The organism is Streptomyces sp. 8N114 (genome assembly GCF_052245835.1).
GTDB lineage: Bacteria > Actinomycetota > Actinomycetes > Streptomycetales > Streptomycetaceae > Streptomyces.
On record NZ_JBQQBT010000023.1, the window covers coordinates 69,438 to 83,963 of the forward strand.

12 protein-coding genes and 7 pseudogenes are annotated in these 14,526 nt (G+C 67.1%); 9 read left to right on the forward strand and 10 right to left on the reverse strand.

Features of this window, described 5'->3' with window-relative positions:
- The first annotated feature begins 343 nt into the window (after positions 1-343).
- Together ACTWQF_RS30605 and ACTWQF_RS30610 are read left to right on the forward strand one after the other, a co-directional pair.
- A complete protein-coding gene (locus tag ACTWQF_RS30605) occupies positions 344-634 on the forward strand; it encodes a type II toxin -antitoxin system TacA 1-like antitoxin (protein ID WP_443282983.1) in 291 nt (96 codons plus the stop codon).
- On the forward strand, positions 631-1,017 hold the full coding sequence (locus ACTWQF_RS30610; protein ID WP_443282984.1) for a fic family toxin-antitoxin system, toxin component: 387 nt from the start codon (positions 631-633) through the stop codon (positions 1,015-1,017). The genes ACTWQF_RS30605 and ACTWQF_RS30610 overlap by 4 nt, the downstream gene beginning before the upstream one ends.
- 54 nt (positions 1,018-1,071) lie before the next feature.
- Here ACTWQF_RS30610 and ACTWQF_RS30615 read toward each other — a convergent pair whose 3' ends face one another.
- The 3 genes and pseudogenes from ACTWQF_RS30615 to ACTWQF_RS30625 all read right to left on the reverse strand — a co-directional run bounded on the left by ACTWQF_RS30615 (position 1,072) and on the right by ACTWQF_RS30625 (position 2,906).
- Positions 1,072-1,632 (reverse strand): hypothetical protein, encoded by a 561-nt coding sequence (locus tag ACTWQF_RS30615; protein ID WP_443282985.1) that lies wholly within the window; start codon positions 1,630-1,632, stop codon positions 1,072-1,074.
- A 58-nt stretch (positions 1,633-1,690) separates the two neighbouring features.
- Positions 1,691-1,804, reverse strand: a pseudogene (locus ACTWQF_RS30620) (IS5/IS1182 family transposase); the annotation flags it as partial.
- A 361-nt stretch (positions 1,805-2,165) separates the two neighbouring features.
- Positions 2,166-2,906 (reverse strand): alpha/beta hydrolase, encoded by a 741-nt coding sequence (locus ACTWQF_RS30625; RefSeq protein WP_443282986.1) that lies wholly within the window; start codon positions 2,904-2,906, stop codon positions 2,166-2,168.
- Between the two features lie 210 nt (positions 2,907-3,116).
- Between ACTWQF_RS30625 and ACTWQF_RS30630 the strand changes: the two are divergent.
- Positions 3,117-3,927: pseudogene (locus tag ACTWQF_RS30630) on the forward strand (transposase); the annotation flags it as partial.
- On the opposite strand, the pseudogene ACTWQF_RS30635 reads toward ACTWQF_RS30630, so the two are convergent.
- A pseudogene (locus ACTWQF_RS30635) lies at positions 3,900-4,313 on the reverse strand (transposase); the annotation flags it as partial. The pseudogenes ACTWQF_RS30630 and ACTWQF_RS30635 overlap by 28 nt on opposite strands.
- A gap of 315 nt (positions 4,314-4,628) precedes the next feature.
- On the reverse strand, positions 4,629-5,141 hold the full coding sequence (locus tag ACTWQF_RS30640) for a MerR family transcriptional regulator (RefSeq protein ID WP_443282987.1): 513 nt from the start codon (positions 5,139-5,141) through the stop codon (positions 4,629-4,631).
- A gap of 28 nt (positions 5,142-5,169) precedes the next feature.
- Between ACTWQF_RS30640 and ACTWQF_RS30645 the strand changes: the two genes are divergently transcribed.
- On the forward strand, positions 5,170-5,940 hold the full coding sequence (locus ACTWQF_RS30645; RefSeq protein ID WP_443282988.1) for a methyltransferase domain-containing protein: 771 nt from the start codon (positions 5,170-5,172) through the stop codon (positions 5,938-5,940).
- Between the two features lie 57 nt (positions 5,941-5,997).
- On the opposite strand, the pseudogene ACTWQF_RS30650 reads toward ACTWQF_RS30645, so the two are convergent.
- Together ACTWQF_RS30650 and ACTWQF_RS30655 are read right to left on the reverse strand one after the other, a co-directional pair.
- A pseudogene (locus tag ACTWQF_RS30650) lies at positions 5,998-6,770 on the reverse strand (transposase family protein).
- A gap of 114 nt (positions 6,771-6,884) precedes the next feature.
- Positions 6,885-7,474: pseudogene (locus tag ACTWQF_RS30655) on the reverse strand (transposase family protein); the annotation flags it as partial.
- A 75-nt stretch (positions 7,475-7,549) separates the two neighbouring features.
- On the opposite strand from ACTWQF_RS30655, the gene ACTWQF_RS30660 reads away from it, so the two are divergent.
- The 5 genes and pseudogenes from ACTWQF_RS30660 (at position 7,550) to ACTWQF_RS30680 (ending at position 11,647) form a co-directional block, all read left to right on the forward strand.
- Positions 7,550-7,810 carry a cytochrome P450 gene (locus ACTWQF_RS30660; RefSeq protein ID WP_443283011.1) on the forward strand — a complete coding sequence of 87 codons (261 nt, stop codon included), beginning with the start codon at positions 7,550-7,552 and terminating at the stop codon, positions 7,808-7,810.
- Between the two features lie 286 nt (positions 7,811-8,096).
- A complete protein-coding gene (locus ACTWQF_RS30665) occupies positions 8,097-8,423 on the forward strand; it encodes a hypothetical protein (protein WP_443282989.1) in 327 nt (108 codons plus the stop codon).
- 192 nt (positions 8,424-8,615) lie between these two features.
- Positions 8,616-8,816: pseudogene (locus ACTWQF_RS30670) on the forward strand (terpene synthase family protein); the annotation flags it as partial.
- A 447-nt stretch (positions 8,817-9,263) separates the two neighbouring features.
- Complete coding sequence (locus tag ACTWQF_RS30675; RefSeq protein WP_443282990.1) at positions 9,264-10,271, forward strand: terpene synthase family protein; 1,008 nt, start codon at positions 9,264-9,266, stop codon at positions 10,269-10,271.
- A gap of 32 nt (positions 10,272-10,303) precedes the next feature.
- Positions 10,304-11,647, forward strand: coding sequence for a cytochrome P450 (locus ACTWQF_RS30680; RefSeq protein ID WP_443282991.1), 1,344 nt, complete (start codon positions 10,304-10,306; stop codon positions 11,645-11,647).
- Positions 11,648-12,253: 606 nt separating this feature from the next.
- Here ACTWQF_RS30680 and ACTWQF_RS30685 read toward each other — a convergent pair.
- From ACTWQF_RS30685 to ACTWQF_RS30695, 3 genes and pseudogenes are all read right to left on the reverse strand, one after another.
- Positions 12,254-13,018 (reverse strand): annotated as a pseudogene (locus ACTWQF_RS30685) (transposase family protein).
- A gap of 92 nt (positions 13,019-13,110) precedes the next feature.
- On the reverse strand, positions 13,111-13,515 hold the full coding sequence (locus tag ACTWQF_RS30690; protein ID WP_443282992.1) for a peptidase inhibitor family I36 protein: 405 nt from the start codon (positions 13,513-13,515) through the stop codon (positions 13,111-13,113).
- Positions 13,516-14,158: 643 nt separating this feature from the next.
- Positions 14,159-14,431 carry a DUF6228 family protein gene (locus ACTWQF_RS30695; RefSeq protein WP_443282993.1) on the reverse strand — a complete coding sequence of 91 codons (273 nt, stop codon included), beginning with the start codon at positions 14,429-14,431 and terminating at the stop codon, positions 14,159-14,161.
- Positions 14,432-14,526 lie beyond the last annotated feature (95 nt).

Sequence of the window (14,526 nt, forward strand, 5' to 3'; positions counted from 1 at the left end):
CGGCTCCGCGGATGGCTTCGACACCTGGGTCACGGACCGATCGACCACAGAGCTGAACGGACCCTTCACCTTCGTGGTCGATACGGACAACGCACTACGGCCAGCGTCGCCCTGAACGAACACGTGGCCTGTGCCACGGGACGAGGGATCCTGAGCGCCGGGGAGATCGCCTTCGTCTGTGACCCGGGCCGATGGGCGGCGGGCTACGCCAGCAATCACTCAACCAGGCACTGCCCGCACGTCACCTCATGGCCAGCGATCACCCGAGGGAGAGGGCCGGTAGATGACGATCGGCGCACCCACACCTCCCAGCAGCCGTGGTACCGCTGGTACCATAGGTGCCATGTCGGACCCCAAAGCGATGAACCTGCGCTTCCCCGACCCTGAGCAGCGGGCGGCTATCGCGGCAGCCGCCAAGCAGGCGGGGGTCAGCATGCAGGAGTACATCCTCTCAGCGGCCTACGACCGGGCGACCGCCGTGGAGCAGCGGTTCCTGGAACACTTCAAGGCCTCCATGGCCCGTAGCGGCGCGGCTTTCGCGGCCGAGCCCAGCAGCGTGGATCCCAGCGATGAGCACAGGGCGGCCGAGCAGGAAGCGCAGCAGGAGTTCGAGCACCGAGGCCGCGCCGCGTGAGCCAGTCCGAACCGCTCCCCCCTCTCGACGTCACGTTCCTACTGCACGCCGCCGAGCTGCTCGACGGTGATCCGCAAGTCGACGATTTCGGACCGCTCTACGCCGCCGTCGCACGGGTCAACGCCAGAGCAATGCAACGTGACATCTACGGCTCCCTCTTCCTCAAGGCCGCCGCGCTGTTGCAGACCCTGGCGAAACTGCCGTGTCTGGAACACTCCAACGAAGCCTTCGCCTGGCACGCGACCGAGGCCTACTTGCTCCTCAACTCGCGAGAACTCGACTACCCGCCCAAGGCGGCCGTCGCGCTCGTACGCGACGCGGCCTCCGGAGCCCTCGGCGTCGCCCGGGTCGCCCGTCAACTGCGCGACTGGGCCGTCGCCTGATCCGCGTCCGCGAGGCAGCGTGCTTGATTGGCGAACTGGGATATGTGCGTTGCCCTACGGGTCTTGGTCGGGGGCTGTGATCCCGAGGTCGACACGCATGACGTGGCGCATTCTCCACAGGGGATCCCACAGCTTGTCGAAGCTCTCCCACGCGGTGTCCAGGCTCTCGCCCTGCTGGGCGGTGCCTCCGTCGAGTCGCATCAACAGGCCGTACAGTTCGCCAAGATGGCGGTTCGCCGTGCTGGCTGTCTCCGCCACGGTGTCCGGCAGCACCATCTGGGCCTCGGCGTGACGCAAGCGGTGGTCGCGGCGTGCCCGGTCCAGATCTGACCGCAGCTCCTCGGTCACCTCGCCCTCCTCCAGGGCGTGGAGGACCTTCGCCATCACGTTGGCCAAGTCGCGAGTGCCGGCGCTGAGAGCGGCATAGCACGTGCGCCGCGCCTCAAACTGAGCCTGGCGCGTGGCGTACTCGCGTTCATCTTGCTGGAGTTGTCTTGTGTGCCCCAGCTCGCGGGCCCTGGCGCGGTCGGCACCGCGCTGCGTGATCACGGCGGCCGCGAGCGTGCCGCCGACGCCCAGAACCGCGATCACGATCTGGCTGATTGCGCTGTTCAAGCTGCCCCCCCGGCTCCGATCGGCTCGCCGGGACTGTACCCGCTTCCGGTCGTTCTCCTCAGCGGACGGAGCGCCGGCAGCAGATGAGGGCGCTGGCGAGGCCGACAAAGGCAAGGAAGTGTTCGTCCTTGCGCTCATAACGGCAGTGCAGGCTGCGGCAGCCGCCCATCCAGGGCTGGCGCGGTAGGCGTCGTCTAGGAGAGCGCGGGTGGTCCTGTCGGGACGGCCCCAGGCCCACCAGGCGCGCGCCATGTCGGTGCCCCAACCGCGCCTTCCGCTCCACGGTCGGGAATGCCCAGGTCCCGGGCCATGGCTTTGTTCACGAGAACCGACAGCACCTGTACACGAGTTTGGGCAGCACTCGAAGCTCTCCAGGAATCGAACAGTTCATGACTTCAGGCAGAACGGGCCCCTGCCGAGAGTTCAGCAGAGGCCCACGGTGTGGAGAGCTGCGGAGGGCCGGTACCTGTCTTCGATGAGCGGCATGCCGGCCGACATCAGCTACCGTCTGCTGCTGGTCTGACGGCCCGGCCTCACTTCAGATGTCGGGTGAAGAACTGGGCCGCGGCGTCTCCCTCGAACTGTGGGACGCCGGTGTGCCCGCCCATGTTGGCGTGCAGCGTCTTCTCCTTGGAGCCGAAGGCGTCGAACAGGTCCAGGGCCGCCTGCCGGTCGTTCCCTTCGTCGTCCCACTGGAGCAGGACATGCAGCGGAACGGTGACCTGCCGGGCCTCCTCGAACATGGCGCGAGGCACGAAACTCCCGGCGAAGAAACCGGCGGCCACGATGCGCGGCTCGACCACCGCCAGCCGGATGCCGATGGAGATCACTCCCCCCGAGTACCCGACCGGGCCGCCGAGCTCAGGCAGCGACAGGAGGGCGTCCAGGACGGCCCGCCATTCCGGGACCGCCTTGTCGACCAGCGGGAGGATGAGGGCGTCGACGATCTCGTCGCTGACCGGCTCGCCGGCCTCCCTCGCCCGGCGCAGGTCAGCGCGGGCCTGCTCGGCGGCGGGCCAACGGGGGCGGTCGCCGCTTCCGGGGAGTTCGATGGTGGCCGCGGCGAAGCCCTCCGCCGCGGAATGCCGGGCCCGGGCCACCAGTCGGGGGTACATCTTGCGCAGCCCGAGGGGAGGGTGGCCGAGCAGGATCAGTGGCGCCGGTGCGGATGCGGGTGCCGATGCGGGTGTCCACAGGATGCCGGGGATCTCACCAAAGGTGAATTCGCGTTCGAGGACGCCGTCGTCGAGGCGCTGCTCGGAAGTGACATGCATGGTCGTGCCTTTCGGGAGTGCACTGGAAAGGCGCTCCCGGACGACCTGTCTAACGCCCGACCGTGACCCCGGAGGGGAGCACCCATGTCGATACTGCGTTCACGGGTACCACCTCCTCGATCTCTCGCACGGCCTCCGGAAACGTAGCAGTGGTCGCCCTCGTCCGCCAACGGGATTTTGCGGAGTCTCCGTGGCGCCGCCGCAGAGCCGTACTTCCCCGGCTTCCTGGCCGCCGTCGGCGTACGCCGCGAAGGCGTCTGCCACCCCATCGCCCGCGTCCTGTTGGCCGCTCCCACTCCCGCCCAGGCTCCCCGGCTCACCCGCGCCCAACTGCGGTCGTTACTGAAGAAGGCCGGCCGCAAGCACACCATCGAGGCCGAGGCAGAACGTCTTCTCACCGCGCTGCGTGCCCCGCAGATGCACCAGCTTCCCCTGGTCGAGGAAGCCATGGGTCGCCAAACCCTCGCCCTACTGCGGCAATTGGACTCTGCCTGCACCAGCGCCGACGACTTCGCCGAGGCCGCGGCGGAGTCCCTTAACAGGCACCCGGACGCCGAGATCATCACCGGCTTCCCAGGGCTCAGCGCGCTCAGCGGCGCCCGGGTGATCGCCGAGATCGGCGACGACCGATCCCGCTTCGCCGACGCCAAGGGCCTCAAGGCCTACGCCGGATCGGCCCCGATCACCAGGGCCTCCGTCAAGAGCGTCGCCGTCCTGGCCCGCCAGGTCAAGAACCAGCGGCTGGCCGCCGTCGGCTACGTATGGGCCTTTGCCGCCATGGCCCACTCAGACGGCGCAAGAGCCCCACTACGACCGCCGACGCGAGGCCGGCGACGGCCATACCGCCGCCCAGCGCAACCGCTTCAACCACAGGCTCGGCTGCCTCCACCACTGCCTCACCCGCCGAGTCCACTACAGCGAAACAGTCGCTTTCCCCGCCCCCCATCAGATCCTCAACTCGCGGAGGTCGCTTGGCAGTTCTTCCGCATCAGATATCTTCTTGCCCGCGTCCGTGCCCTGACTCGCCGCGGAAACGGTCGTGGAGGTCTTCACGCTCTGGGCGTCGATCACGCAGGCCGACGGGTTGGCGCTGCGGCCCTCTTTCTGTCGCACCAACTCCCGTAGTAGACCGTTGAGCTGGGCGAACACTCCGTCCTTCTGCCACTTGCCAAAGTAGCCGTAGACGGTTTCCCAGGGCGGGAAGTCATGAGGCAGGCAGCGCCACTGCACCCCGGTGCGGTCCACGTACAGGATCGCGTTCATGATCTCGCGCAGCTCGTGCTCGGGTGGACGTCCGATGTCCAGGGCATGCCGGCGCCCCGCGGCCCGCCAGGCCGAGAGGACCGGCTCGATCAACTCCCATCGGGTATCGGACAGATCACTCGGATACGCACGACGTTCCTCCATGAACTGGGCGTACCGCCAGCAGGCGCGTGCGCCCAGGCCCGCGTTCTCCTTCGTGGAAGCGCACCACAGCTATAGGCGTCTGGGATGAGACAGGCACAAGCCATCTCCAACCTCATCCTTCACCCCATCCACCGATTGGAACACCGCTCTCATCTACAGTCCCCCCAGCACCACACCATCGCAGAGCGCAAAACAGCAGAAAGACCACACTAAAGGTGAAAACGACCTCTTAATGCGTGTTTCTGATCCTTGGCCAGTGTCAGCGCCCGTCGTCATTGTCATGAGTGAACTCAAGCGGCTCCGACTCGCCGTCGGTTACACCTGTACGCTCCTCGCCCGACCCGGGCCGGGTCGTGCTCGATCGCCCCGCGAAGCAGGCGGCTTTCCGCCTCGCGCTCGCCCGTGCGCCGGCGCTTGGGAGCCGACCTGCTCGGCGATGAGCCGCCGGTAGTTGGGGCACTGGGTGACGTCCTCGTACTCACAGGTCAGGCCGCCCTCGATGAGCTCCAATGAGGCCCGGGCCGCGGCGATTCTCGATCGGAGTTCCTCGGCCTCGGCACGCAGGATCTCGTGCCGGGTAGCGCGGTCGACGGTGGCGCACAGACTCCTGATGGTGTCCAGGCCAAGGCCGGCCTCCTTGAATATGAGGATCGCCGCCACGCGGGTGAGGTCGTCCGCGCCGTAGCGGCGGTGTCCGCCCGCGTCCCGTGCGGGGTCCAGCAGGCCCATCGACTCCCAATGCCGCAGGACGTGCGTGGCAAGGCCGAACCGTGCCGCGAGGGCGCCGATGCTCATCACGTTCGCGCCGTTGTCTCCGCTTGACTTCATGCCGACATTAAGTCGCAGCCTGGCGTCCATGTCCAAGAACCAGGAAGCGGTGGAAAAGCACCGCGACACCGAGGCGCTGCTGGCCGTCCTCGACGCGGCGGACCAGATGCCGAGCGCCGGCCTGCTGCGAGCCCGCTCCTACGAACTGCTATCTCTCGTCCCGAGCTCGACTGTCGTGGACATCGGCTGCGGTGCCGGACGCGCCGTCGCCGAGCTGGCCGAGCGCGGCGTCCACGCGGTGGGCGTGGATCCCGATCCGTGGATGCTGGCCGCGGCCCGGGAACGATGGTCGGCGGCCGAGTTCTGGGAGGCGGGGGCGGAGGATCTGCCGTTCGCCAACGGAAGCGTGCACGGCTACCGTGCCGACAAGGTCTTCCACGTACTTCAGGAGCCGAGGCGGGCGGTGGCGGAAGCGCGGCGCGTCCTCTGCCCGGGCGGCAGGATCGTCCTGGTCGGGCAGGACTGGGACGCCATCATGATCGACTCGAATGACGCGGCGCTCACCCGCACGATCGTGCACAGCCGCGCCGACCTCCTGGGCACGCCCCGCGCCGGCCGCCAGTACCGCAACCTGCTCCTGGACGGCGGCTTCAACGACGTCACCGTTGAGGTGCACACCAGCGTGTTCACCGACCCCGCGATGCTGTCGCTGCTCACCAGGCTCGCAGAGTCGGCCTGCACGAGCAGCGCCGTCGGCCGTGACCAGGCCGACGAGTGGCTCGCCGAGCAGCGCCGACGCGCCGAGGCCGACCGCTTCCTGATCGCCATTCCGTTCTTCGTGGCCGCCGCCTCCGCCTGAAGCGTGCTGCGGAGTGCCGTGATTTTGCAGGTCAGGGCCCAGTCACGGCTGTTCTGATCACGCGGCCAGGGCGAGGTTGTGCATGCGGGCGACGGCTTGCACGGCGTGGTGGAGGCCGTCGCCGCGCTGTCGGCAGTCACGAAGGATCTTGTAGTGCTTCAGCCGGCCGATCGCATGCTCGACTCGCGCACGGACCCGGCGATGCTCCGCGTTGTCGGCATCCTCGCCCGCCAGCAGGGGCCAGCCGGGTCGTTTGCGGTGCGGGACGACCAGGCCGGTGTTGATGTAGGCGCCGTCGCCGAGCACCGTGACACCCAGGCACTGCTCTGGCAGGCCGGAGTTGCGCCAGACATGGGCGTCGGCCTTGTCGCCCGGGGTCCCGGGCGGGCGGTGGCCACGACCAGGCGTGTGTCGGCGTCGATGATGACCTGCACGTTCGCCGAGAACCGGTAGTTGCGGCTCAAGGCGCCGACCTCGCGGTCACGGACCTGGACCAGCGTGCCGCCCACGATCCACAGCCCGTCCGCAGCATCGACGGGACGGGAGACCGACCCCAGCGCGAAGAGCGGCCGCAGCCGCTGGATGACCCTGCACACCGTGGCCGACGAGACTCCGAACAGTGGAGCGAGCTGCGGCATGGTCAGGTTGGTCCGGTAGCAGACAGCTCCATCCATCAGCACCCGGTCGGCAAGCGGCAGACACCACGGTCGGCCGATTCGAGGACCGTCGCCACCTCGCTCCCACACCACCTTCTACAACCGCTCGAACTGCTTCACCCGCAGCCCCGTGAACGTCTCCACCCACAACGGCTCAGCTCTCAACACCCCCATGCATACAAGGGAAATGCCCAGATCATGGCGTTGTGCAACACGCTTTAAGACTTTGCCCCGTAATGGTCTTCGGGCCGATCACGAGATGGGCGGTCGTTGTGCAGGACCGCTCGTCTATCCGGCGAGGGTGAGGTTGTGCCGTCGGGCGATGCCGAGCATGGCATGGTGCACGCCCGTCGCCTCTGAGACGGCCGTCACGCAAGATCTTCCAGGTCTTCATCCGGGCGAAGGCATGCCCGACACGGGCGCGGACCTGCTTGAAGGACTGTTGTCAGCTTCCTTCCCAGCCGACAGTTCCTCACCCTCGCGGCGACGGTGGGGCATGACGAGTCCGGTGCCGGGATAGCCGCCGTCAGCGATCGTCAGTGTGTTGCCGACAGCGGCCTTCGCGCCGGACTCTTCCCATGCCTTGCAGTCATTGCGGTTACCCGGCAGCGGTCGGCCGACCACGACGACCATGCGGGGGTCGGCATCAATGACGACCTGGTGGTTGGTGGAGTATCGGTAGTTCTTGGACTGTTCGGCCACGGGGCGGTCGCGGGTGGGGACCAGGGTGCCGTCCACGATGAGCACGGTGTCCTTGGCGGAACCGCCGACGTGGCTGAAGTGCGAGCTTCGGGCCGAGGTGGCCGATGACTCGGTCGGCCGCCGACTTGGAGATGCCGAAGAGCGGGGCAGCGCTGGCGCAGTGTCAAGTTCGTGCGTCAGTAAGCCGCAGCCAGCATGACGTGTACGAGCAGCCCGAAACCTTCGCCCCCGAACGCTGGGCACGGGACAACATGGCGCACATTCCACACGACGCCTACTTGCCCTTCGGGGCCGGGCCGCGCGAATGCATCGGCGATCAACTCGGCCTCGTCTCCCTGGCCCTCGCCCTGGCAACCATCACCGCCCGCTGGCGCCTGGACCCGCTCCCAGACCACCTGCGATCTGCTGCCGCAGTATGCGTCTGTGGAGGTTCTACCAAGCCGGCCGCCCGCTACACCCATCAACGTCACCTAGCTCAACCCGAGTTGATGCGAGTCGCCCACCTCGTATAAATGGGCCGAGGGAGGCGGAACGTCACATCCGCGCCGCTGTGGACTGCCTGGCCCGCGGCCCGCCCGGATCAAGCAGCGGCGGCGGAGCTAGCCGCCCCTGGCCCATCTGATCGCCAGCCGGGATCACTGACTTCAGGCACAACACGAGGTGCACGTCATGACCATTCAAAGCAAGGAGGCTGCGTCGTGAGTCAGCTCTCTTGCGGCCCCGACACAGCGGCGGACGGCTCAGGCAGCAACGGCCTGGAGGTTTACACTCCCCCTGCCTTTCAAACGCAACCCGGTCATGCCAGTCGAGGAGTTGGATGCCTACGGTGCCGACTGGATGCTGCGCAAGGGGTTGTGCACTCCCGACTCCCCCTGGGTCCGGGGGAACTTCGGCCTGATGACCTCCGCAGGCTTCCCGTTCTTCACCCGTGACGTCCTCGAAGCAACCTGCCTGATGAACTATTGGGCACTCGCCCGGGACGATCACGTCGAGACGCTCCACGCAGACAGCGCGCTGGCCGACGTCAACCGACGCTTCGCCGACATGGCCCAGGTCCTCTACACACCAGACGGCGCGCCCGCCCCAGAAGATCCCTGGGCAGCGGCGCTCTTTAAGGTCTCCTAGGGCTTCGCGCGCTGCCTGTCCCCGCAACAGTGGGAACGCTGGCGTGCCGCATTCCAGGCATGATTCCCTGCGGCACTGTGGACCGAGGCCCTCAAACACGGGGCCCGCTGCCGTCCGTCGGCTCCTATCTGCGGATGCGCTACCTCGATCTCGGCTGCGAGGTCCTGTCCGTGCTGACCCCAATGGGTGTAGATACGACATCGCCCCCAGGACGCCGCTCACCCGAATCTGCGTGCGTTCAACGAGACGATGGTCGCCATCGCCCCCCTGTACAACGACCTGCTCAGCATGGCCAAGGAAGTCGACAGTGGCGTCCCGAACATCGTCTCCCTGATCGCACACCACAACGCGTGCTCTCCACTCGACGCCATCGCGGCCGTCCTGGAGCTTCACGACCGCCTGATGTGCCTTTTGCTACGTCAGCAGGCGCGCCTCGTCGCCCACGGCGTTGCTGCGCTTGCCCGATACGTCCAGGATTCCCCTACTGGCTTGGTTGCGTCCTCGACTGGGCTGTTAACAGTCCCCGATACCTGGAGTCTGACGGGGCGCCCTCGTTCACGCTGGTTGATGCGCCCGTACGTTGGGACCCCCAGGACACCGCGGCCCCGCCATACCCCGAGATCGCCTGGTGGTGGGACATCCATTGAAGCGTGCAGTGTCCGGTGCATCGGCGGCCGCCTTCGGGTGGTCCTTGGGCGTGAAGCGACGGCGCGCGGCAGGTTCGTGGCCTTTCGTGCCGTGCGCCGGTGGTACGCGCTGCCATCACTGCCGAGCGTACGCGACCGTCCGTCCTGGGAAGGGTCTGCGGCAGTGCTCCGACCCAGTGGTAAGGAGGCTGTCGTGCTCCCGCAATTCGACATTCCTTCCAGTGAACGGAGCAATACCTATCGAGGCGATGCCGAGCAGGCCAACCTTCTGTGGCTGCGTGAGCACGGCATGCTCCGCTCCGAGGCGGCCACGGAACGTTACAGATCATGGAGACTGGCCGATCTGTCCAGTCGATGCTGGCCGACTGTCGGCCGTGCTGATCTGGTTTTGGCCGTCGACCTCAAGGCGTTCTACTTCCTCTTTGACGACCAGTTCGACCGTCCTGACCTCACAGGTATAACCGACCGCGTCCGTTCGGTATGCGACGAGTTATGCGCCATCCTGCACGGACGTGGCAGCGCAGGACGCGAGACGCCCCTGACAGCAGCCTTTGCAGACCTGTGGCGACGGGCCCGGCACGGCATGACGCCGGCATGGCGAGCGCGGGCGGCCCACGACTGGGAGCGGTACTTCTGCGCCCAGTCCTACGAGGCGCTTGCACATGACCGGTATCCCGAGCCGGCATTGGACGAGTACTACGCCGTCCGCGGCGGAACGGCGGCGACGGAGTCGGTCCTGGACATGGTCGAACGCCTCGTCCACGCGGAACCCCCGGGTCTGGCCTGGCACAGTCCTCATCTGCGACTGCTGCGCAAGACCGCCGCCGAGGTGCCCTTTATCACCAACGACGTCTACTCCTGTGCGAAGGAAGCGGCACGAGGTGATGCCTACAACCTCGTCGCGGTGTTGCGGCGTACGGGCGCTTCCTCACTGTCGGAGGCGACGTCGCAGATCGAGCGACTCGTTCGGCAGAGCGTCCACCGCTTCTTCGTCCTGCACGACGAGCTCCCCACGGTCTGCGCGGACCTGCTTCTCGACCAGGCGCAGACCAACGCCGTCCTCGCCTACGGCGAGGGGCTCGCAAACTGGCTGCGAGGACACAACGACTGGATGATGACGACCGCGCGTTACGCCGCGGCGTCTACTCGCTCCGCCGCCGAGCCGGGCTACGATGACGATCTCCTCGCCCCCTGGCCGTGAGCGGTTGCTGCGCACAGAAAAGGGGCCCTGACATGCCCTTCCTCGACGCCGCCCGTCCCGCCCCCGTGGCGCCGGGGGGCATCCCTGGCCTCGGACATCTCCTTCCCCTGGTTGGTGATCCCGCCGTGTTCTTGCACGGTCTGCGCGCGTATGGTGACCTCGCCGCCATCCGTGTGGGCACCAGCCTCATCCACGTGCTGAACTCCCCGGAGTTGGTGCATCGCGTCCTGGTCACGCACGCGAACGATTTTGACAAGGGCAGACTGTTCGAACGAGCCCGGCCAGTCCTGGGGGACGGCCTGCTCGCGTCCAACGGGGACTACCACAAACAGCAGCGCCGCCTGCTCCAGCCCGCCTTCCACCGTCGCAACATTCCGTCCTGGGCGCGGTTGACTGAGGCGGAAACCGCCGCGATGTGCGACGCATGGCGGCCGGGCGATGTGGTCGACGTCGTTCGGTGGACTCGGACTCTGGCCACACGGATCGTCATACGCACGCTCTTCACTGCCGAACCCGGTGACCGTACCATCGCCAAGATCAACCACGCCCTGCCCGTGCTGTTGCGCGGATTCATCCCCCGGCTTCTGCGGCCCGACGGCCGCATCCGACGACTGCCCACACCCGGGAGCATCCGTTTCGACCGAGCAGCACAAGAACTGCGCGGCGCACTGGACGGAATCATTGCCACTCGACGGCGCGACGCCACCAGCGGGGATGACCTCCTGTCCTTGCTGTGCAGGCCGAAGCCCGGAGTCCATTCCCCCCTGACGGACGCCCAGATAAGGGACGAGGCGGTCACTATGCTCCTCGCAGGCGTGGAGACCACCGGCACAGTCTTGGCCTGGCTCCTCTACGAACTCCACCGGCATCCGGATATCCGCTCCCGCATGAAACGTGAAATCGATGCGGCCGGAACATATGCGGCCAGTTCGGAAGAACAGGCACCCTACCTGCACAACATCCTCAAGGAGACCCTCCGCCTCCACACGCCGACGTGGGTACTCACTCGGCGCACCAGAACTCCCTTCCGTCATGGCGGCATTCGCGTGCCCGCCGGGGCGGACATCGTTTTCAGCCCCCTGGCCCTACACAGCGATTCACGGCTATACCCGAACCCGCAGTCCTTCGACCCCGACCGATGGGAGAAGGCCCCCGCCCCGCCCCGCGGGGCGTTCGTCCCATTCGGGGCGGGCGTGCACAAGTGCATCGGCGAAGGCTTAGCACGGACGGAGATCGCCGTCGCCATCTCCGTGATCCATTCCTCCTGGACCCTGTCGGCAACCAGTGGCAGTACGGCCCAGCCCAGCAAGTACCTAGGCACGCACCAGCCGCGGCGGTTGCGTATGACCGTTGAGCGCGGACAGCGACAGCCATGAAGGGCAAAGCGCCCCAAAAGGGCACTCCCGCCTGCGCGCCCAAGTGGCCAACCAGCGGGTTGACCGCGTTGTCGTGAGGTATCGGTTCAACGCGGCACAGCCTAAAAGGGCATCGGTCGTAGTCGTCACGGAAGCGCGGTCGCGGGATGGCGATTCGGGTCAGCGAGGAGGAGCTCGGAGGTGAACCGTATGGCCGGGTTCTGTACCGAGGAGAGCCGTTCACCGGTGAGGGCGAGGAGCGTGACGCCGCCGGGACGTTGATCTCGCTGACAGGTACGTCGACGGGCGTCAGGACGGGCCCAACCGGCAGTGGTATTCAGACGGTGTGTTGAAGTCCGAGGGGGCTTTCCGAGACGGCATGCCGGTGGGGACGCATCGGACGTGGCGCCAGGACGGGACATTGTCCAGTGAGGTCGACTTCTCCGATGGCGGCCGGGTTCTCCGGCGGCGCCTCTTCGATGCGCAAGGCAATGTGACGAGGGCCGACTCTGCCTGAACTGTTGTGGGGCTGGGTGCTTCAGCAGTAATCAGCAACTGTCCGGTCCCTGATCAACCAGGCGTGAGTGCCTTCACCGTGAATCAGACATCGCCTCAAGGACTGGCCTCTCAGCCTGAGCAGGCCAGATGCACGGCGAGAACCGCTTGGACGAGCCCCGTGATGCGGGTGGTCGAGCAGCGGAGCTTTTGGAGTAGCCGCCAGGACTGGAGGGTGGCGACAGCCTGTTCGACGCGGGGCCGGATCTTCGCCTGGGACCGGTTGACCGCCTTCTGACCCTTGGAAAGGGTCCCCCACCGGCCCCAGTAGGGGACTCGGACCGTGCCCCGGCACAGCGGTATCCCTTGTCCGCCCAGCAGTTGAGGGCGATCCTCGGCGAGTGCGTCGATGATGCCGGTCTCGCGTGCCGCCCCGGACATCGTGGACAGCCCCGGGCAGGGCAGCCGAGGCCCATAGGAGCCAGCCCTTGGGATCGGCGATGACCTGCACGTTCATGCCGTGCTTCTGGTGGTTTCCGGGGTAGAAGGGCCGGTCGGCGGCGATCCGGTCGATCGGCAGTAGCGTCCCGCCCAGAATCACGAAAGCTTTCGTCGAGGCGGCCTTGGCAGCATCAGCGAGTGCGGGCGCGAGAGCGGCCAGGACCTCGACGGCTCGGTGACATTGCGGTGGACGGTGGTGGTGCCGACGCCGAAGTCGGCCGCGAGCTGGGCATAGGTGTGTCCGCGGCGGAGGTGCGCGAGTGTGAGCAGGGCCTGTCGGCCTGCACTCAGGTGCCGCCAGGGGGTGCCGAGGGCTTGTCGGTGTTCCTGCAGGCGAGCGGAGAGGAAGCGGAGGGCAGAGCTGGGCACGTCGACGCCGGACGGGCAAACAAGCACGCGAAGCCTCTGGCCGGGTGTGTTCACTCGCCGGCGCTCACGTCACTGGCGGGCGCCCGGACAGTGGGGATCCCGACCGCCAGGGTCTTCCACTACTGGGCCCCACCGGGGCGTACCGGTTGCGGCCCACTGGCGTAGCGCCACGCCCCGCCCTGAATACCGCTGTAGGACGAACCGGGGGCGATCGTCACCGAACCCCCCGTGCAGTCCCGCCAGTTGTAGACCGTCACTTTGTGCGCCGTGCCGTTGTGGAACGAATTCTTGTAATAGCCGTCCCCCGCCACCATATCGACACACCCCGTGTGGTTGGGCGACCAGGAGTTCATGTTCCCCCCGAAGTCCACCTGCGGCCACGCACAGAAATCGCCCCCCGTACACCCCGGCGGCGGAGCAGCCTGCACGTTGGCCGAAGCGCTCCCGGACGCCCCCAGAGTCACCGCCGCCGTTATACCGGCGGCCACGGCTATCCGCACTGCATTCCTAGCGATCTTGCCCATCAGATTCCTTTCGTGAGTTGAACTTTCCGATAGTTCCAGCACGCCATGTCAACGCCGCGCCGCGGCTACACAGCAGTCCTGCGTCGCCCCATAGCGCCGGGCCCCACCCGCCATGACCAGGGCGTGGGGACCCATGCCGTTCACTGTCCGCGTTCACAGTGCCCACGACGCTACGGAATCGCAGGTCAGTCGGCGATGGAGCGCGCACCCGGATCAGAGGTTCGGAATTACCGAACTATGGCAAGCGGTCCCCGGTCACCCGTCTCGGGCGGTGGATGTATCCCACTCTGTCTCCAGCCCCGCCCCTTTCGTACTGACACCTGTCAGGGCCGTCACCAGTCGTGCCGACGAGACGTTCGGTCTGCGGCAGACCAGGACAGCGGGCCGAGACCCTTCGGACGCGCCGCAGAGTGCGGGACGCCACCTGAGCTGTGGTTCGGGATAGGGCGCGGCTGCCTGCCAGCGCTCGTCGGTGAACTTGGTGTTTCCGGCAGGGTGTGGGTGCCGCCGGCGCGGCGCGCCAGCTTCTGTCGTGCGAGGAGGCGAACCTCACCTCCCCGGTCGCTGGGGGCCGATCGGCATGCCATCGCCGACGCGGGCCCTGGTCTCGGTCGGGGAAGGGCCGAGTCGAGGTTGCCCGGCTTCACCCCTCAGTCAGCCGTCCCGAGCGCCAAGTCTCCACCGCCGCCGGGGCGGATCGTTGCGTCTTCAGCGATGGCAGGTGCGGCGCGGCAGCCGGCCCCACATGCCCGCCGGAGCGGAAGACGGCCGAGACGGCCAGGTCCCGCTCGTGTGTCTGCCATGTCTGCTCGCCGTCCCATCCGATGTCGGCGTAGACGGCGTAACCGAGCCCACGAAAGATCAGTAAGGTGAACGTCTCAGCATCGGTGTTCGACCATGATCGTCGCCGTCTCATCGGAAAGGAGGGTCGGATGGTATGCGCATGTTGCACTCGACGGGAGCGGTAGCCATATCCGTGGCCGCAGGGATACTCCTTCCCGGCTGCGCCGG